Source organism: Pseudodesulfovibrio indicus (assembly GCF_001563225.1).
Taxonomy (GTDB): Bacteria; Desulfobacterota; Desulfovibrionia; order Desulfovibrionales; family Desulfovibrionaceae; genus Pseudodesulfovibrio; species Pseudodesulfovibrio indicus.
On the sequence record NZ_CP014206.1, the window covers coordinates 3581271 to 3600811 of the forward strand.

Sequence of the window (19541 nt, forward strand, 5' to 3'; positions counted from 1 at the left end):
ATTGGTTATGGATACGAGCTGGCTGTTCGAAGTTTCCTGGGAAGTGTGCAACAAGGTGGGCGGGATTTACACCGTCATCAGCAGCAAGGCCGCCCAGGCCATGGCCGCCTTCGACGGGCGCTACGTGGCCATCGGCCCGCTGCTCGACCGCAACCCCGGCTTCAAGCCGTGCGACCCGCCGGAGGACATCCGCCCGGCCCTGGAGCGGCTCAAGGCGTGGGGCGTGGAGACCGCCACCGGGCGCTGGGACATCCCCGGCCAGCCCTGGGTCCTGCTCATCGGGTTCCGCAACGCCTTTCCGGCCCACGACAAGCTGCTCTTCCAGCTCTGGAACGACTACGGCGTGGACTCCATGGCGGGCGGCTGGGACTACATCGAGCCGGTCCTCTATTCCACGGCCGCGGCCATGGCCATCAAGGAGATCGCCGAGGACGTGGAGGACGAGGCGGCCGTCTTCGCCCATTTCCACGAGTGGATGTCCGGCGCGGGCGTGCTTCACCTGAAGAAACACGCCCCCGGCGTCAGCACGGTGCTGACCACCCACGCCACCATGCTCGGCCGGGCCATGTCCGGCGCGGGCGTGGACATATACAGCCAGCTGGAGGAGATCGAACCGTCCCAGCAGGCCAAGGCGTTCGGGGTCACGGCCAAGCACTCCATGGAGTCGGTCTCGGCGCGCGAGGCGGACTGTTTCACCACGGTCTCCAACATCACCCGGATGGAGGCGTCCAACCTGCTCGGCACCAACCCGTCCGTGGTCACGGTCAACGGCTTCAACCTCAAGGGGTTCGCCGAGCCGGGCGCCGTGGCCAAGACCAGAAAAAGCTCGCGCAAGCAGCTCCTGGACCTGGCCGCCAACTTCCTGGCCCGCGACCTCGACCCGGACAAGACCCTGCTGGTGGCCACCAGCGGGCGGTACGAATTCCACAACAAGGGCATCGACCTGCTCCTGGACGGCCTGGGCGATCTGGACGAGGCCCTGGCCAAGGAGGGCGGCGACGTCACCGTGGTGGCCTTCCTGCTGGTCTCCTGCGGCTACGCGGGCTTCAGCGACGAGGCGCGCCGCAGGCTCAAGCAGGAGCGCTACGACATCGAGAAATACGCGGGCATCTCCACCCACCACCTGGGCGACGCCGACCGCGACCCGGTGGTCCTCAAGTGCCGCGAGCGGGACCTGGACAACGCCCCGGAGAACCGCTGCTGCGTCATCTTCATCCCGGTCTACCTGGACGGCAACGACGGCGTGCTCAACCTCGAATACTACGACGCCCTGGCGGGCATGGACCTGACGGTCTTCCCCTCCTTCTACGAGCCGTGGGGCTACACCCCCATGGAGAGCGCGGCCTTTGCCGTGCCCACCGTGACCTCGGACCGCGCCGGTTTCGGCCAGTGGGTCATGGAGAAGCACCCCGACGGGCATCCCGGCGTCCACGTCCTCAACCGGCTTGAGGACGACTACGAGACCGCCCGCGAAAACCTGACCCGGTTCCTGTCCGACTTCACCCGCTGGCCCGCCGAGGAGCGCGAGTCCCGCAGCCGGGAGGCGCGGGCCATTGCCGAGGAGGCCACCTGGGTCCACTTCTACCCCCGCTACATCGAGGCCTACGAGGCCGCCGCCGACAGCCGCGCCGAGCGCATCGCGGGCGTGCAGCGCATGGTCGCCTCGCCCGGCCGGGAGATCAGCTTCTCCGGCGTCAACACCACCCAGCCGAGGCTCCGGTCCTTCACCGTGGTCACCGAGCTGCCCGAGCAGCTGGCCCGGCTGCGCGAGCTGGCCGAGAACCTCTGGTGGGTCTGGCACCGAGACTCCCAGGAGCTGTTCGAATGGATGGACGCGGACAAGTGGGAGGCCAGCGGGCACAACCCGGTCCTGTTCCTGGACACCATGCACCGCGACCGGCTGGAGGAGCTGGCCGACAACAACGAATTCATGGGCCGCTTCCGGTCCATCCTGGAGCGCTTCGACGCCTACATGGCCGAGAGCGCGGGCGCGGACGTGCGCGGCATCACCTGGAAGAACCCCATCGCCTACTTCTCCATGGAGTTCGGCCTGCACGAGTCCATCCCGGTCTATTCCGGCGGCCTGGGGCTGCTCTCCGGCGACCACATCAAGTCCGCCAGCGACCTGAACCTGCCCTTCGTGGGCATCTCCCTGCTCTACAAGAACGGCTTCTTCCACCAGCGCATCAACGGCAACGGGGACCAGGTGGTCGAATACCACGAGAACGACTTCGCGACCATGCCCATCACCCAGGTCCAGGGGGCCGACGGCGAGAAGATCATGGTCACCGTGAACCTGCCGGGCCGGACCGTGTTCGCCCAGATATGGGAGGTCCACGTGGGCCGGGCCAGGCTCTACCTGCTGGACACCGACGTGGTCGAGAACTCCCGCTCGGACCGGGACATCACCTCCCGGCTCTACGACCCGACCTCCAAGGGCCGCATCGAGCAGGAGATCATCCTCGGCGTGGGCGGCGTGCGGCTGCTCACCGCCCTGGGCGTCAACCCGTCCGTCTACCACCTCAACGAGGGGCACTCCGCCTTCCTGCTCTTCGAGCGCATCCGCCATCTCATGATCCTGGACGGCGTGAACTTCGCCACGGCCAAGGAGATCGTCCGGGGGACCACGGTATTCACCATGCACACCCCGGTGCCCGCGGGCAACGAGCGGTTCGAAAAGTCCCTGGTGGAGAACTACTTCCGGGGGTACGCCGACGAGATGGGCGTGCCCTGGGACGGGCTGTGGAACCTCGGCCACATCTACTCCGAGGAGGCGGACCACCTGAACATGACCGTGCTCGCCCTCCAGCTCTCCTGCAAGCGCAACGGCGTCAGCCGGTTGCACGGCGACGTGTCCCGGCGCATGTGGATGGACCTGTGGCGCGGCTTCATCCTGGGCGAGATCCCGGTGGGCCACGTGACCAACGGCGTGCACCTGACCTCCTGGCTGGACGAGCGGCTGCGCCGCGACATCGAGGAGACGTGCGGCCTGTCCGTGCACCGCGAACTCCTCGACCAGGGCGACTGGGACTGCCTGCACGGCCTGGACGACCGGCGGCTGTGGGATTCCCACGTGGCCCTCAAGCACCGGTTGTACGACGAGGTGCGCCGGTCCATCTCCAACCAGTGGACCCGCGAGGGCGAGCCGCCCAACCGGCTGCACGCCTTCCTGCGCGCCCTGAACCCGGACCATCTGACCCTGGTCTTCGCCCGGCGCTGCACCGCCTACAAGCGGCCCACCCTGATCTTCCACAACCTCCAGCGCATCCGGGAAATCCTGACCAACCCGGACCGGCCCGTGAACATCATATTCGCGGGCAAGTCCCACCCGGCGGACACCATGGGCGCGAGCTACATCAACCTCATCTGCCGGTTGGCCAAGCAGGACGACTTTCTGGGCCGAGTCATCTTCCTGGAGAGCTACGACATCCGGCTGGCCCGGCTGCTCGTGTCCGGCGCGGACGTCTGGCTGAACAACCCCACCCGGCTCATGGAGGCCAGCGGCACCAGCGGCATGAAGGCCGCGGTCAACGGCGTGCCCAACTGCTCCATCCTCGACGGCTGGTGGGACGAGGCCTTCGACGGCACCAACGGCTGGGCCGTGGGCTCCGGCCTGGTCTACGAGAGCCAGGTCAACCAGGACATCGTGGACGCCGACAACCTCTACGCCACCCTCGAATCCGAGGTGGCCCCGGAGTTCTACGACCGGGGCGGCGACGGCGTGCCCCACGCCTGGCTGAGGCGGATGAAGGAGTCCATGCGCACCGCCTTTGTCCAGTACGGCACCCACCGCATGGTCCGGGACTACATCGACGACATGTACCTGCCCGCCATCGAGCTGGCCGCCCTGCGCGAGAAGAACAACTACGATCTCGCCCAGCGCATCGGGGAATGGCGCACCCGCATCCCCGGCCGGTTCTCCACCGTGACCATCAAGGAGGTCAACGTGGAGGGCATCACCGGCGACGTGTTCCGGCTCGGAACCAAGCTCACGGTCAAGGCAAAGGTGGATCGGGGACAGCTCGAAGACAAGGAGCTGCTCGTGGAATTCGTGGCCTGCACCCCGGACGAGCAGACCGTGGTGGCCTGCATGCCCATGGAGCTGCGGCACTCCGAAGGGCCGGTCCTGACCTACCGGGTCAAATACATCCCCACCGAACCCGGCCCCATGCGCTACGGCGTGCGCGTCATCCCGGCCCACCCCGGCCTGGCCAACAAGTGCGAGGCCCGGCTCATCCGGTGGAGCTAGGAGAGCCTTCGGGCCTCAGCCGCCGGCGAGTCTTCGAGCCTTGCGGATGAGGACAGCGGCGATCGGCCAGGGGGAAACCTCTTGAGAGAGGTTTCCCCCTGCCCCCCCTTCCGGAACGTTTTATCGCTCGCTCCGCTTAAAACCGTGCGGGCGTGAAATGCGGATCGCTTTCAGAGTGGGGAATGGGAACGGTCGCCAACCCCGCCGGGTTCACGCCGTTCACCGGGTCATCCAAACAATACCCAACCAGTCCGGGTCGCCGCCCTTCTCCCCTATGGGGTCGGGCGCGGCCCATCTGCCGGTTTTGACGTCGTAATCTCTCCAGCCGAAGCGCACGAAACCCAAATCCCGTTCGTGCAGGCCGCCCGCGAAGCCGAGCGGGATGCGGAAGCCCGGGCTGGTGTCCTCGATGATCCCGCCGAACGGGTCGTACACGATTTCCTTTATCACATTGTCGTGCATGTCAACAACCAAGCGCAGGGAGCCGAACTGGTTGTGGGAGAGCCGTCGCTGGCGCTCCTCCATGTTTTTTTGGAGCCCTCCCGGCGGGGTTCTTTCTTTTTCCAAAGCAAAAAAGAAAGAACCAAAGAAAAATGCTTTGGGGGGTAGCCCACCGCCCGAAGTTTGGCCGCTGAGAATCCGATCCGCTCGGGGCGGCTCCATCTGATCAAAAGTATAGGGACAGTCTCCGCGAGAGCACCCCTTATATGGAATACCTCCGGGCCACGGGAACGGAGCCGCCGCCCCTTCGCGGTCGGCTTCTAGGCGGCCAGAACAGGGCTCGCTGCGTGCGGCTTGGCGGTACTAAGAGCGAAGGAAGAAGGGCCTTCGTAAGGCATGGCGGAGTATGAAAGCCACTGTTTGAGGCTACGCCTCAAAGACGTTCCAGGGGAGAAGCTTCGGACGGAATGGCGGGCAGGAGAGCCGCTGCTGGGGCTGCGCCCCAAAGCGCTCCAATGTACGACGGACAGGGTTGGCATTTCTCTCCTGAATGGAGCGATTCGGGTGGCGCAGCCACCCGACAGCGGCTCTTACCCCGCGCTCGCACCAGGCTTTGATTCGCCCCGTCCTGGGGCTCACCCCTTCGGGGCGTTGCGGAAAGACCGCAACGTCCAAATCCGCTGTCCTGCGGATTTGTCGAGAGTGGGTCAGCCGTGCTTTTTTAAGTGAATTGTAGGCGAGTCTTCGAGCCGTACAAGATCTTATGCCTTAGGTACTTCCGGGGGGCTTTCACCGCAGCGTGCGTCAGCTCTTAGGCCGAGCTTGCTCGGTCTTAGAGATGACGACAGCAGCGATAGCCTTCTACGTGAGGATGAAAGCCCCCCAGGGAAAATGTGCGGATGGCCCGCTCTCGGAAGGCGCCCCCCGCCCAAATATCCATTGTCATGGGGCGGGGGGACGCAGTACAAGGGGGTTTGGAGACGTTGTCCGCATGCGTAAAATGCTTGTCATCACCCGAGACGGGAGCCGGTCCGAGGAGATCGGCGGCCTGCTTGGCCGGGAACAGGAAGTCCGGGCCGAACCGGTCGCCGTGCCGGACGCCGGCGCGCCCGACCGCGACGTGGATACCCTGTTCGTGGACGTGGAATCCCTGCTGGCCAGGAACCGGTCCGTGGCCAAGGCGCTGAGCTCCCTGTGGGCGCAGTATCCGTCGGCGGCCATCGTGGTCATGGCGGGCGAGGAGCAGACCGGGCTGGCCGTGAACGCGGTCAAGGCCGGGGCCTTCGACTACCTGACCCACCCCATCGAGAAGGCGGAGTTCGACCTGATCGCGGACAAGGTGCGCGAATCGGACGTGCTCCAGTCCGAGCTGGACTACCTGCGCGGCCAATTCTGGAACGAGGACTCGCTGGAATACGTGGACACGCGAAGCAAGGCCATGCGGGACGTGTTCGTGAAGATCCGGCAGGTGGCCGGGACGCGGACCACGGTGCTCCTGACCGGCGAGACCGGCACGGGCAAGTCGCTCATCGCCAAGCTGATCCACGCCCACTCCAACCGCAAGAGCCAGCCGTTCATCTCGGTCCACTGCGGGGCCATCCCGGACACCCTGGTGGAGAGCGAGCTGTTCGGCCACGAAAAGGGCGCGTTCACGGGCGCGGTCCGGCGCAAGCTCGGCAAGTTCGAGTTGGCCCACGGCGGGACCATCTTCCTGGACGAGATCGGCACGGTCTCGCAGTCGGTGCAGGTCAAGCTGCTGAACGTCATCCAGGAACGCATGATCCAGCGCGTGGGCGGCGAAACGGACGTCCCGGTGGACGTGCGCATCATCGCGGCCACCAACGAGGACATGAATGACCTGTGCGAGCGCGGCAAGTTCCGGCGCGACCTGTTCTACCGGCTGAACGTCTTTCCCATCCGCATCCCGCCCCTGCGCGAACGGCGCGAGGACATCCCCCGCCTGTCCGAGGCGTTCATCCAGCAGTTCAACGGGCTGCTGAACACCGAGGTCAAGGGCATCCATCCGCACGTCCTGGACACCCTGCTGGAATACGAATGGCCGGGCAACGTGCGCGAGCTGGAGAACGTCATCGAGCGGGCGTGCATCCTGGAGACCGGCGACGTGCTCCAGCCCGAGAGCTTTCCCCCGGACCTGCTGGACACCCAGGGCGAGGTGGTCACCTCCCCGGTGAAGACCAGCCTGCCGCTCAAGGAGGCCCGGCGCATCACCGTGGACAAGTTCGAGCGCCAGTACCTGTCGAGCCTCCTGGAGCAGTGCGGCGGGGTCATCAAGGACGCGGCCCAGCGCGCGGGCGTGACCACCCGCCAACTCTCGAAATTGATGAGCCGCCACTCCCTGGACAAGAAGGAATTCCGCAAAAAGAGGAATTCCTGATTCCTCTTCAGGTCCTATCGGAACTTTTAGTTCTCGTATTTATATAACATCCATGAATACAAAATAATTTTGTCATAGAATCTGCCCAAAATCATGCGAATGATTCCCCTTTGCACCCCTTTTGAAGCCCTTTTTGTTTGAATCAGAACTAAAAGTTCCGACCACACTCGGGGCACTGATGACACTTCTTTCGTAATTTCAGATAGATATGAATTTGGCACACTCCATGCTTTCCCAGTTCCTTCAAAACCGACCGGTTGAGAGGAGCCATGTCGCACGAAAAACAACATCGACCCAACACCGTCACGGTCCGGGGAATGGTCGTTCCGCAGCAGTGGGACGATCAGTACCGGGTGACCGAGGTGCTGATCGCCTGCAAGGACGAGCGGGAGATCCTCGTGGAGAACTTCAAGAGTCTCCCGAGCCTCCTTTCCCTTTCCAGGAACGAAGCGATGTTCACCGGCGTGGTCAGGAAGGAACGGGGCGTGGAGTCCATGATCGTGGAAAGCTTCACTCCCATAGAAACCAACATCTCAGGATAACCCATGGTTAAAAAACTGATTCCCCTGTTGCTGGCACTGATTCTCGTCACCCCCGCCCTGCCCGGCCCGGCCGCGGCCCAGCAGGGAAACACGGTCACCGTCTGGGGGCTGGTGGTAAACACCGACTTCGGGCTGGTCATCAAGGACGGCAACACCGACTATCTGTTGCTCGGCGTCACTGACGACGCCCTGGCGGGCAAGACCTGCGAAGTCGTCGGTACGGCCACCAACACCCTGGGCATCGACGCCATCGACGTCCTGTCCATCGAGGTCATCAGCGACACTTCGTCGATGAACTATTCCATGAACCTCGTCCCGGACGGCCGAACCGCCCGAACCGTCGCCCGCTGCTGACGACCCCGGACACCATTATGGACACCACCACCAGAGAAGAAGAACCCCGCGAGGAGATGTGGGAAGTCCGCATCTCCGCCGGCATCTCCCCGGACGACGTGGAGACCATCCTGAACATGGCCGGCTCCAGCGGCCTGTTCTCCGCCGACGCCATGATGTCCGCCGAGGACATGGCCTGGGACTGCGCCTACGGCAACGGCGAGGAGATGCAGACGTTCCTGCTGGCCCGCATAGACCAGGAGGGCGCGGACCGGATCATCGGCTTTGTCTGCTACGGCCCGATCCGGCACTGGCCGGGAGACCACGAGCTCTACGGCATCACCGTGGACCCGGAATTCCGCAGGCTGGGTATCGGCTCGGCCCTGGTGGCGGAGATGATCCGACGGGTCGCCGAGGAAAAGGGAAAGCGAATTTTTCTCGAAACCGGGGCCGGGCGGGCCTTTGAAAACGCCCGTCTCTTTTACGAGGCCAACGACTTCTCGCAGCAGCAGCGCTTCTGCAAGCAGTTCATCCCCATGGAGGGCGGATTGGTCTACCGGTTCAACATCGACGCCGAAGAGGCGGACAATCAGTATCAATAGGTGCAGGAGGAAGACATGGCTGCTGACGTTTACGAAGATTCCCTGTTCGGGCAGATACTTCCCCTGGATTGGGACAACGATACCGTGTCCGGCGTCGTGCTGCTCGTGGACGGAGAGGAGGAATTCATCGTCGAGCCCGATGAAAACGGCGAGAGCCTGATCGAGTACATCGACCGGTGGGTCACCGCCGAGGGCATCGTCGTGGAGAACGAGGACGAACTGCGCATCAAGGTGCGCAACTACACCCTCGAAGACGAGATCGACTACGATACCGACGAGGACTGGTAGCGCCTCCAGGCGCTTCAGTCCCGCCAATGCCCCGCCCCGCGGGGAGCGGTAAACCGTCATGATGCACCCCAAGACCGAAGCGCGCTACGTCAACCCCGCCATGGGATACGGGGCCTTTGCCACGGCGGATATTCCCAGGGGGACCGTGGTCTACGTCCGGGACGCGCTGGACCTGGCCTTTGCCGGGCGCGCCGCCAACCGGATCGTCCCGTCAAACGCCTGGGGCAAACCCATGGCCGCCGACGAGAACGGGGTGCGCTTCCTCGGCCGCGACAATGCGCGCTACGTCAACCACCGTTGCGATTGCAACACCATGGCCACGGCGTACGGATTCGCCGTGGCCGTCCGCGATATCTGGAAGGGGCAGGAGATCAGCGAGGAATACGGCCTGTACGACCTGGGGCGCGAAATCCCCCTGGCCTGCGGCTGCACGCGCTGCCGGGGCCGGCTTCGGCCGGACGACCTGGACCGCTACGGCGACCTCTGGGACGAGGCCATCCGCGAAGCGCTGTCCAAGGGCGCCGACGTGCCCCAGCCGCTGCTCCCCCACATGGACCCCGTCACCAGGCAACGGCTGCGGGCCTTTCTGAGCGGTACGCAGCCCTACGTCTCGGTGCGCTCCCTGCGCCGCGACCGGCCCATGGACGCGTCTTCGGTCCTCCCCGGCAACCCCAAGCCCGTCGCCGGACTGCACGGCTGAACGGCAAGGGCGGCGCGCCGGTCTTTGCACGGACCGCGTTCCGCCTCAGGGCATCCGCCCTGCACGGATGAAGGAAGGGGGAGATCATGGGCATCATTCGTCTGCTTCTCGCGTTCGCGGTCTTCAACTCGCATTTCCCCACCCTGGAGGGCGCACCCATCGTCAACGGCCATGAGGCCGTGCTGACGTTCTTCGCCATCTCCGGCTTCTACATGGCCCTGATCCTGGACCGCTCCTACCGCACGGCCCGCGACTTCTACCTGAGCCGGTTCCTGACCCTGTATCCCATATACGTCCTGGCCCTGGCCGTCAGCCTCGGCCTGCTGACCAGCCTGGACGTGCACTCAATGACCAACCGGGCGACGCTCAAGGGTATCCTGTCCGACCCGGCCGCGTTCCTGGTCATGGCCTGGACCTCGGCCACCACCTTCGGCCAGGAGCTGCTCTTCAGCCTTGCCCGCGCCCCGGAGGGCGGGTTGCAGTTCGTGACCTCCAGCCGCACGGCCCTGTGGTCCGACGCTCCGCTCATCCAGGGCTGGTCCCTGTCCCTGGAGCTGACCTTCTACGCCCTGGCGCCGTTCATGGTCCGGATGCGCACCCGCACGGTGGCCGCCCTGGGGCTGGCCAGCCTGGCCCTGAAGATCGGGATCATGCTCTCCCCGGTGGCCGAGGTGGCCTTCTACAAGCGGTTCTTCCCCTTGGAATTCTGGCTGTTCTGCGGCGGCGTCCTGGCCTACCGGGTCCACCGCAGGCTGTCGCCGGACCCGCATCTCCTGGACTATTTCCTGTTCATCCTGCTCGTCGGGCTGATCTTCACCGCCGATGCGGTGGACAAGGCGTGGCAGCCCTTTTTTCTGCCCGGAGCCACCCTGTGCGTACTTCCGCTTGTCTTTCGGGCCTTCAAACGGTTAGACTTCGACCGGCTCACGGGCAAGGTCAGCTACCCGTTCTACCTACTGCATTACTCCGTAATCGCCCTGTTCGAAGCCTATGAGGATGCGCCTGAGGGATGGCACATCCTGATCGCGGGGCTGGCGGCTGCCCTGGCGGTCCACTTCCTGTTCAACTCGGGCATCGAGACCCTGAAAACAAAACTGCGCCGGCGCCACGCGCCGCTCGCCCCGGTCGGGGAGGCTGTCCTTCAGCCCGTTCCCCATCCCCGGCGGCTCACCAGGCGCATGCTCTCCCAGAGGAGTTAAATGGCACAACCTGTCGTCACCATAGACAACGTCACCAAGACCTTCGACGGAGAGTATGCCGTCGAAAATTTCTCCCTGGCCATCGAGGACGGGGAGTTCATCACCCTGCTCGGCCCGTCCGGCTGCGGCAAGACCACGATCCTGCGCATCCTCGGCGGGTTCGAGGACTGCGACCTGGGCACGGTCATGATCGACGGGCGCACGGTGACCGGGGTTCCCCCGGAATCCAGGGCCGTGAACACCGTGTTCCAGAGTTACGCCCTGTTCCCGCACATGAACGTCTTCGACAACGTGGCCTTCGGCCTGCGCATCGCGGGCAAGTCCGAGGCCGAGACCGAGCGCACCGTGCACGAAGCCCTCAAGCTGGTGCGCCTGGAGAACATGGGCTCCCGCAGGCCCAAGGAGCTCTCCGGCGGACAGCAGCAGCGAGTGGCCATCGCCCGCGCCATCGTCAACAAGCCCCGTGTGCTGCTCCTGGACGAGCCGCTGTCCGCCCTGGACTACCGGCTGCGCAAGCAGATGCAGAAGGAGCTGAAGGAACTCCAGCAGACCCTGGGGATCACCTTTGTCCTGGTCACCCACGACCAGGAGGAGGCGTTCACCATGTCCGACCGCGTGGTGGTCATGAACGACGGCCGCATCGAGCAGGTCGGCTCCCCGCGCGAAATCTACGAGGAACCGGCCAACCTGTACGTGGCCCGCTTCGTGGGCGAGATCAACGTCCTGGACGGGACCATCACCGGCCACCGGGGCCAGAGCTACATGGCCGACGTGGAGGGCGCGTCCGTGCTGGTCAAGGCGCGGCGGGAGTTCACCCCCGGAGACCGCGTCCACGTCCTGCTCCGGCCCGAGGACTTCCGCGTGGAGGTCATGAAGGATCTGGAGGAGTCCCCGGACCTGGCCGACAAGTTCGCCAAGGCGCTGCTCACGGGCAGCGTGGACCGCACCTATTACCGGGGGGCCACCTACGACGTGGACATCACCCTGGACGACGGCAAGCACATCCTGGTCACCGAATTTTTCGACGAGGACAGCGAGACCCTCTACTTCCATGCCGGCGACCGCGTGGCCGTGGGCTGGTTCGAAGGCTGGGAGGTGGTCCTGCCCTATGAGGGATAACAACCTGTTCAAGCGGCTGGTCATCGGCGGCGTGCTCGGATGGATGGTCCTGTTCGGGGCCGTCCCCTCGCTCATGCTCCTGGGGGTCAGCTTTCTCAAGCGCCACCCCGACAACCTCATCGAACCGGTGTTCTCCCTCGGCAGCTACCTGGAGCTGCTGGAGCCCGCCCTGGGGTCCATGCTCATCCAGTCCATGCTCATGGCGGCCACGGCCACCCTGCTCTGCCTGGTCATCGGCTATCCCTTCGCCTACATCGTGGCCCGCGCGGGCAAGCGGTACACCAAGACCCTGCTCCTGCTGGTCATGATCCCGTTCTGGACCAACACGCTCATCAGGACCTACGCCCTGGTTGCCGTGCTCAAGGCGGACGGCGTCATCAACCGCCTGCTCCTGTTCCTGGGGGTCGTGGACGCGCCCATCAAGCTCATGTACACCCAGACCGCGGTGTTCATCGGCCTGATCTACACCCTGCTGCCGTTCATGATCCTGCCCCTCTACGCCGCGGTGGAGAAGCTCGACCTGCGGCTGCTGGAGGCGTCCCGCGACCTGGGCGCGAGCCGCTGGAACACCTTCCGCAAGATCACCATCCCGCTGACCATGCCGGGCATCGTGTCCGGCTGCATGCTGGTCTTCCTGCCCGCGCTGGGCATGTTCTACATCCCGGACATCCTGGGCGGGGCCAAGACCATGCTCCTCGGCAACTATATCCGCGACCAGTTCCTGGTCTCCCGCAACATCCCGCTGGGCGCGGCCGCGTCCATCGCCATGACCGTGATCATGGGCGTCATGCTCTTCCTCTATTACCGAAGCGTGCGACGGGCCGGAAGGAAGGTGCGGATATGAACCGGATCGTCAAGGCGGCCTATGCCGCGCTGGTCTTCGCCTTCCTGTACCTGCCCCTGGTGGTCATCGCGGTCTATTCCTTCAACGCCTCCAAGTACTCCCTGGCCTGGAAGGGGTTCACCCTGCAGTGGTACGGCAAGCTCATCGGCAACGCCACCCTGCTGGACGCGGCCCTGCGCTCCATGACCATAGCCGTGGTCTCGGCCACCGTGGCCCTGGCCCTGGGCACCCTGGCCGCGTTCATGCTCCACCAGTACCGGTTCAAGGGGCGCAAGGCGGTCTTCGGCGGGCTGTTCGTGATGATGATGTCCCCGGACATCGTCATCGGCATCTCGCTGCTGGTCCTGTTCCTGGGTGCGGGGCTTGCGCTCGGGTTCTGGACCCTGCTCATGGGCCACGTCACCCTGTGCATGCCGTTCGCGGCGGCCACGGTCTATTCACGATTCGAGGGGTTCGACCCCACGGTGGTCGAGGCCGCCCGCGACCTGGGGGCCACCGAGTACCAGGTCTTCCGGCGCATCGTCCTGCCCATGGCCGCCCCCGGCCTGGTGGCGGCCTGGCTGCTCAGCTTCACCCTGTCGCTCGACGACGTCATCGTCAGTTTTTTCACCACAGGGCCGACCTACGAGGTCCTGCCCCTGCGGATCTATTCAATGGTTCGTCTCGGCATCAAGCCGGACGTGAACGCACTCAGCGTGGTGATGATCGCCATAACCGTAACCGCCGTTGTCCTGTCCCGGCGTTTGCTCAAGGAGAAATCATGAAAAAAACCGTGCTCGCCATCATCCTGACCCTGCTCTGTTCCGTTCCGGCCTTTGCCGGCGGAGGGGAGCTGTATCTCTACATCTGGTCCGAATACATCCCGGACGAGGTGGTGGAGAACTTCACCAAGGAGACCGGCATCAAGGTCAACATTTCCAACTACGACAGCAACGAGGCCATGTACGCCAAGATCAAGCTGGCGGGCGAGGGATACGACCTGATCGTCCCCTCCTCGGACTACGTGGGCCTCATGCGCCGCCAGGACATGCTCCTGCCGCTGGACAAGTCCAAGCTGACCAACTTCGCCAACCTGGCCAAGAAGTTCACGGACCAGCCCTTTGACCCGGACAACACCTTCTCCGTGCCCTACATGTGGGGCTCCACGGCCATCGCCGTGAACACCGCCACCGAAGAGGGCAAGGCGGTGACCTCCTTCGAGGACCTTTGGAACCCGGCGCTCAAGGGCCATCTGCTGCTGCCCAACGACGTGCGCGAGGTCTTCACCATCGCGCTCAAGACCCTGGGCTACTCCCTGAACGACACCGACCCGGCGCACCTGGAGCAGGCCTTTGAAAAGCTCAAGAGCCTGATCCCGGCCGTGCGCGTCTTCGACTCGGACTCCCCCAAGCAGGCCCTGCTCTCCGGCGAGGTCTCCGTGGGCGTGGTCTGGAACGGCGAGGCCTTCGTGGCCAACCAGGAGAACCCGGAGATCAAATACATCTATCCCGCCGAGGGCTACTCCCTGTGGCTGGACTCCCTGTGCATCCCCAAGGGCGCCAAGAACCTGGATGAGGCCCACGCCTTCCTGAACTACCTGCTGCGCCCTGACGTGGCCGCCGCCATCTCCACCGAGATGGGCTACTCCACTCCCAACGCCAAGGCCTCCGAGTTCATCCCCGAGGACGTGCGCACCAACGACATCGTCTACCCCTCCGAGGCCATCGCCGCCCGCGGCGAGTTCCTGGACGACATCGGCGAGGCCATGAACACGTACGAGGAATACTGGGTCAGGCTCAAGGGCGCCGAATAGCCCCTTTCCAGACCGCATCCCCGAGGCCGGACACCTGTCCGGCCTTTTTTTTCGCCCCCGCCGACCCGTCCCCTCTTTTCGCAACATATTAAACGAACGTTTGACAAACAACCAGTGCGGGCGTACCAAACCCTCACGAAGGAACAACGTCTTCCCATGGAGGGTTCATGACCGGACGCAAGTCCCTCAAGGCCACGCAGGGCGAGGAAACCCGCGCCACCCTTATCGATACCGGAGCCCGCCTGTTCGCCCAGAACGGGTACAACGGGGTCAGCATGCGCACCCTGGCCGCCGAGGCCGGGGTCAACCTGGCCACCGTGGGCTATCATTTCGGCGGCAAGGCCGGATTGTACGAGGCCATCCTCCGGGAAATCATCGACATCCGGGACGACATCATCCCGCCCAAGGCGGAGGTGGCCTCGCGCATCGAAGCCGCCGGAGACGACCTCGACGCCAAGGCACGGGTCGTGGACTGGCTGGTGGACAGGCTGACCCGCGACCTGCTCGGCGTGGGGGACTACGTCTGGGGCACGGTGATCATCTCCCGCGAGCTGGTCCACCCCTCCGAGCTGTACCCCGAGCTTCTGCACCAGTTCTTCAACCCGACCTTCGACTCCCTGTGCACCCTGGTCCGGGGGACGTCCCCGGCACCCGCGGACCCCACCGAGGTCGTGGTCACCGCCCAGTGCATCATCGGCATCATCATCAAGATGCTGGAAAACAGCACCATGGTCTGTCAGCGGTTGGGCTGGGAATCCTACGAGGGCCACCTCGAAACCCTCGCCGCCATCCTCAAGAAACGCATCAGGGGCCTGATCGGCCTCCCCATGGAGATCGCACAATGAACCGCCCGGCACTCTTCGCCCTCTTCGTCCTCGCCCTTCTGACGACCGGCTGCGACCGCAGCCCGGAACCGGTCCCCGAACAGGTCCGTCCGGTCAGGACCACCGTGGCCACCCGCGCCGACAGGAGCAAGCTGTGGACCTTCGCCGGCACCGCCGAGGACGCCCTCGCCACCAAGCTCTCCTTCCGCGTGGGCGGCAAGATCGTGGCCTTCCCCGGCAACCAGATCGGCCGCAAATTCGCCAAGGGGCAGGTCATCGCCAGGCTCGACCCGTCCGACTACGAGCTCCAGTACCGGCAGGCGCGGGCCAACATGGAGCAGGTCCGGGCCAACTTCGTCCGCGCCAAGGCGGACATGAAGCGCAACAGCCAGCTGTTCGACAGCCGGGTCATCTCGCGCGGCGAACTGGACCAGGTTGAGGCGGACTTCAAGTCCTTCGAAGCCCAGCTGAACGCCTCGGCCAAGCAGCTGGAGATCGCCAGCAAGCAGCTTTCCTACACCACGCTGGAGGCCCCCTTCGACGGCTGGATCGGCGAGGTCGAGGCGGACGTCCACCAGAACGTGTCCGCGGGCCAGGCCATCGCCACCTACAACGCGGGCCGCCAGATGAAGATGTACATCGCGGTGCCGGACACCCTCATCGCCCAGGTGCACGAGGGCGACGCGGTCACCGTGGTCTTCGACGCCCTTCCCGGCCGCGTGCTCACGGGCAAGGTCATGGAGGTCAGCGTGGAGTCCGGCATGGGGTCCACCTATCCGGTCAAGGTCTACCTGGACAACGACGACCAGGCCATCCGCGCGGGCATGTCCGGCCACGTCGCCTTCACCGGCCTGGGCTCCACCGGGACGGCCTTCACCCTGCCCCCGGCCGCCGTGGTCAGCGAGACCGACGGGACCCGCGCGGTCTGGGTGGTGAACACGGAGACCTCCACCGTGACCCACAGGACCGTGACCGTGGGCCAGCTCACCCCGGCCGGGCTCGAGATCCTCGACGGGCTCAAGGAAGGCGAGGTGGTGGTCATCCGGGGCGTGCACAGCCTCGAAGAGGGCCGCAAGGTCCGGCTGGTGGACAACGGGACGGAGGTCCGGAAATGAACCTCGCCAAGTGGTGCATCGAGAACAACCGCACCTCCCTGGTCCTCTTCCTGATCATCGCGATCAGCGGAGTGATGACCTTCTTTTCCATCCCCAAGGCCGAAGACCCGGAATTCACCATCCGCACGGGGGTCATCTCCACGGTCTTCCCCGGCGCTTCGCCCCAGCGGGTCGAGGAGCTGGTCACCGACAAGCTGGAGGAGAAGGTCCGCGAGATCGACGGCGTCAAGACCGTGGAATCCCAGTCCATGTCCGGACTGTCCATCCTCAAGGTGGAGTTCGAGGACTCCATCAAGGACATGCAGCCCTATTGGCAGAAGCTGCGCAACAAGGTGGACGATGCCGCCGGAGACCTGCCCGAGGAGGCGTACACCCCGGCGGTCAACGACGAGTTCGGCGACGTATACGGCATCGTCATCGCCCTGACCGGCGACGGCTTCTCCTATCGCGAGCTGAAGGACGTGGCCGACGACATGCGCGACCAGCTCCTGAAGATCAAGGGCGTGGGCAAGGTCGAGCGCTGGGGCGTGCAGGACGAACGCATCTTCGTGGACTTCACCAACTCCCGCATGGCCGCCGCCGGGGTCAGCCCGTTCGCCCTGGCCCAGATGATCGACAGCCAGAACACCCTGCAGCCCAGCGGCTCCTCCCTGGTCGGGCCGGAGCGCATCGTCATCGAGCCGACCGGCGAGTTCAAGGGCGTGGAGGACATCTATTCCCTGGCCATCCGGCCTCCGGGCCAGAAGACCTCGGTCCGGCTGGCCGACGTGGCCGACATCTCGCGCGGGTTCTCGGACCCGCCCTCCACCCTGACCCGGTTCAACGGCGCGCCCTGCCTGATGCTGGCCGTGTCCATGGCCGACGGCGGCAACATCACCGACCTGGGCGAACGGGTGACCAAGAAGCTCGACGAGATGCGGGCCAACCTCTACGTGGGCCTGGAGGCCAACGTGGTGGTCTTCCAGCCCGACTACGTGAAGACCGCCATCAACGACTTCATGATCAACCTGATCGAGTCCTTCGCCTTCGTGGTCGTGGTCATCCTGGCCTTTGCCGGGCTGCGCACCGGGATCATCGCCGGGTCGCTGGTGCCCATGGCCATGCTCGGCTGCATCGCGCTCATGCCCCTGTTCGGCGTGGGACTGCAACGCATCTCCATCGCCTCGCTGATCATCTCGCTGGGCATCCTGGTGGACAACGGCGTGGTCGTCTCCGAGGCCATCCTGGTCCGGCTGGCGTCGGGCGAGAACCGCCTCAAGGCCGCGGTCGGCGCGGTCAGCGAGCTGTGGATGCCGCTGCTGGCCGCATCCCTGACCACCATCTTCGCCTTCCTGCCCATCCCGCTGGCCACCACCCATCCGGTGGGCGAGTTCTGCTCCTCCCTGTTCGTGGTCGTCACCCTGACCCTGGCCTGCTCCTGGGCGCTGTCCATGTCCATGGTCCCCATGCTCTGCTACTACCTGCTCAAGCCCAAGGTCACCGTGCAGACCTACGCGAACCGCCTGTACCGCGCCTACCGGGGGCTGCTCCTGTGGTCCCTGCGCAACCGGACCGTGTTCGTGGCCCTGATCCTGATCTTCTGCGCCGTTTCCGGGTGGGCCTTCCGCTACGTGCCGAAGATGTTCTTCCCGCCCAACGAGCGCGCCCAGTTCACCATCGACTTCTGGCAGCCCTACGGCACGGACATCACCGCCACCGAACGCCGCGTGGAGCGTCTCGAAAAGGTCCTCCTGGCCGACGCGGACGTGTCCCAGGTGGGCGTGTTCGTGGGCCACGGCGGCCCGCGCTGGTACCTGCCGCTCAACCTGGAGCAGAAGAACGACAACCTGGCCACCTTCGTGGTCAACACCAGGTCGGTCGAGTCCGTGGACGGGGTCATCAAGCGCACGCGCAAGGCCCTGGAGGACGGGTTCCCGGACGCCGACTACAGCCTGAACAAGCTGATGAACGGCCCGCCCGTGGGGGCCAAGCTCCAGATCCGGCTGTCCGGCCCGGACATCAAGACCCTCTACGCCCTGCGCGACGAGATCGTGCCCCTGGTGGAGAGCCAGCCGGGCGTGACCCGCGTGTGGGACGACTGGGGCCAGTGGACCAAGAAGATGATGGTCGAGGTGGACCAGGACAAGGCTCGCGAGGCCGGGCTTTCGAGCTTCGACGTGGCCGTCAGCCTGCAGGCCGCCATGTCCGGGCTGCGCGCCTCCAACTACCGCGAGGGCGATACCATCATCCCCATCCTGCTGCGCAACGACGAGGGATTCCGGGGCCGCCTGGACAAGCTGGACAGCCTGAACGTCTATTCCTACGACACCGGCGCGTCCGTGCCGCTCTCCCAGGTGGCAACCACCCGTCTGGACTGGCAGCCCTCGGACATCCGCCGCCGCGACCAGGGCAGGACCATGACCATCAAGGCGGACGTGGCCGACGGCTACTACGCCCTGTCCATCCTGAACACGGTCCGGCCCGAGGTCACGGCGCTCATGGCCAAGGGCGACTGGCCGCTGGGTTATTCCGTGGAATACGGCGGCGAGTTCGAGGAGTCCGCCGAGGCCCAGGCCGCCATCAACGCGAACATGCCGCTGGCCATGGGGCTGCTGGTCCTGGTCCTGGTCTTCCAGTTCAACTCCATCCGCCGCCCGGTGATCATCCTGCTCACCCTGCCGCCCATGATCATCGGCATCGCCGCGGGCATGCTGGCCACCAACTCGCCCTTCGGGTTCATGCCCATGCTCGGCATGATCTCGCTGCTCGGGATCATCGTGAACAACGCCATCATGCTCATCGACCGCATAGAGATACAGCGCAAGCGGGGGCTGGACCTGGACGACTCCATCGTCCTGTCCGCCATGGAGCGCGCCCGGCCGATCATCATGACCGCCACCACGACCATCATCGGCATGGTCCCGCTCTCCCTGCAGGGCGGCGAGATGTGGCGGCCCATGGCCAACCTGATCATGTCCGGCCTGACCGTAGCCACGGTCCTGACCCTGGTCCTGTGCCCGGTGCTCTACTCCCTCTTCTTCCGCCAGAGCTTCAAGGGGTATGTCTGGGACCAGGCGGTGGTGGAGCGGGGCAGCGACATCCCCACGGCGGGCTAGGTC

16 protein-coding genes are annotated in these 19541 nt (G+C 65.1%); 15 read left to right on the forward strand and 1 reads right to left on the reverse strand.

Going from position 1 to position 19541, the window contains the following annotated elements; translation table 11 throughout:
• Nucleotides 1-7 precede the first annotated feature (7 nt).
• Nucleotides 8-4249 carry an alpha-glucan family phosphorylase gene (gene glgP / locus AWY79_RS16340; RefSeq protein ID WP_066806268.1) on the forward strand — a complete coding sequence of 1414 codons (4242 nt, stop codon included), beginning with the start codon at nt 8-10 and terminating at the stop codon, nt 4247-4249.
• Between the two features lie 219 nt (nt 4250-4468).
• On the opposite strand, the gene AWY79_RS19465 is transcribed toward glgP, so the two are convergent.
• Nucleotides 4469-4774 carry an RHS repeat domain-containing protein gene (locus tag AWY79_RS19465; RefSeq protein WP_066806270.1) on the reverse strand — a complete coding sequence of 102 codons (306 nt, stop codon included), beginning with the start codon at nt 4772-4774 and terminating at the stop codon, nt 4469-4471.
• Nucleotides 4775-5681: 907 nt separating this feature from the next.
• Here AWY79_RS19465 and AWY79_RS16350 point away from each other — a divergent pair.
• The 14 genes from AWY79_RS16350 (at nt 5682) to AWY79_RS16415 (ending at nt 19538) form a co-directional block, all read left to right on the forward strand.
• Nucleotides 5682-7085: a sigma-54 interaction domain-containing protein gene (locus AWY79_RS16350; RefSeq protein ID WP_066806272.1), complete on the forward strand. Its 1404-nt coding sequence runs from the start codon at nt 5682-5684 to the stop codon at nt 7083-7085.
• 269 nt (nt 7086-7354) lie between these two features.
• Complete coding sequence (locus AWY79_RS16355) at nt 7355-7627, forward strand: hypothetical protein (protein ID WP_066806274.1); 273 nt, start codon at nt 7355-7357, stop codon at nt 7625-7627.
• Nucleotides 7628-7630: 3 nt separating this feature from the next.
• On the forward strand, nt 7631-7981 hold the full coding sequence (locus tag AWY79_RS16360) for a hypothetical protein (RefSeq protein WP_066806275.1): 351 nt from the start codon (nt 7631-7633) through the stop codon (nt 7979-7981).
• Between the two features lie 17 nt (nt 7982-7998).
• Entirely contained in the window at nt 7999-8562 is a 564-nt protein-coding gene (locus tag AWY79_RS16365; RefSeq protein WP_066806276.1) for a GNAT family N-acetyltransferase, read from the forward strand.
• Between the two features lie 15 nt (nt 8563-8577).
• Nucleotides 8578-8850 (forward strand): hypothetical protein, encoded by a 273-nt coding sequence (locus AWY79_RS16370; RefSeq protein ID WP_066806277.1) that lies wholly within the window; start codon nt 8578-8580, stop codon nt 8848-8850.
• A 58-nt stretch (nt 8851-8908) separates the two neighbouring features.
• Nucleotides 8909-9550 carry an SET domain-containing protein gene (locus AWY79_RS16375; protein ID WP_066806279.1) on the forward strand — a complete coding sequence of 214 codons (642 nt, stop codon included), beginning with the start codon at nt 8909-8911 and terminating at the stop codon, nt 9548-9550.
• Nucleotides 9551-9636: 86 nt separating this feature from the next.
• Nucleotides 9637-10749, forward strand: a complete 1113-nt coding sequence (locus tag AWY79_RS16380; protein ID WP_066806281.1) for an acyltransferase family protein — start codon at nt 9637-9639, stop codon at nt 10747-10749.
• The gene (potA, locus tag AWY79_RS16385) at nt 10750-11868 is read left to right on the forward strand and encodes a spermidine/putrescine ABC transporter ATP-binding protein PotA (RefSeq protein ID WP_066806283.1); all 1119 of its coding nucleotides are present in this window, start codon (nt 10750-10752) and stop codon (nt 11866-11868) included.
• The gene (potB, locus tag AWY79_RS16390; protein WP_066806285.1) at nt 11858-12712 is read left to right on the forward strand and encodes a spermidine/putrescine ABC transporter permease PotB; all 855 of its coding nucleotides are present in this window, start codon (nt 11858-11860) and stop codon (nt 12710-12712) included. Before potA ends, potB begins: the two co-directional genes overlap by 11 nt.
• Nucleotides 12709-13476, forward strand: coding sequence for a spermidine/putrescine ABC transporter permease PotC (gene potC / locus AWY79_RS16395; protein ID WP_066806287.1), 768 nt, complete (start codon nt 12709-12711; stop codon nt 13474-13476). Before potB ends, potC begins: the two co-directional genes overlap by 4 nt.
• Nucleotides 13473-14504, forward strand: coding sequence for an extracellular solute-binding protein (locus tag AWY79_RS16400; protein WP_066806289.1), 1032 nt, complete (start codon nt 13473-13475; stop codon nt 14502-14504). Before potC ends, AWY79_RS16400 begins: the two co-directional genes overlap by 4 nt.
• A 167-nt stretch (nt 14505-14671) precedes the next feature.
• On the forward strand, nt 14672-15349 hold the full coding sequence (locus AWY79_RS16405) for a TetR/AcrR family transcriptional regulator (RefSeq protein ID WP_066806291.1): 678 nt from the start codon (nt 14672-14674) through the stop codon (nt 15347-15349).
• Entirely contained in the window at nt 15346-16443 is a 1098-nt protein-coding gene (locus tag AWY79_RS16410) for an efflux RND transporter periplasmic adaptor subunit (RefSeq protein WP_066806293.1), read from the forward strand. The genes AWY79_RS16405 and AWY79_RS16410 overlap by 4 nt, the downstream gene beginning before the upstream one ends.
• Nucleotides 16440-19538, forward strand: coding sequence for an efflux RND transporter permease subunit (locus AWY79_RS16415; RefSeq protein ID WP_066806295.1), 3099 nt, complete (start codon nt 16440-16442; stop codon nt 19536-19538). Before AWY79_RS16410 ends, AWY79_RS16415 begins: the two co-directional genes overlap by 4 nt.
• Nucleotides 19539-19541: the final 3 nt, after the last annotated feature.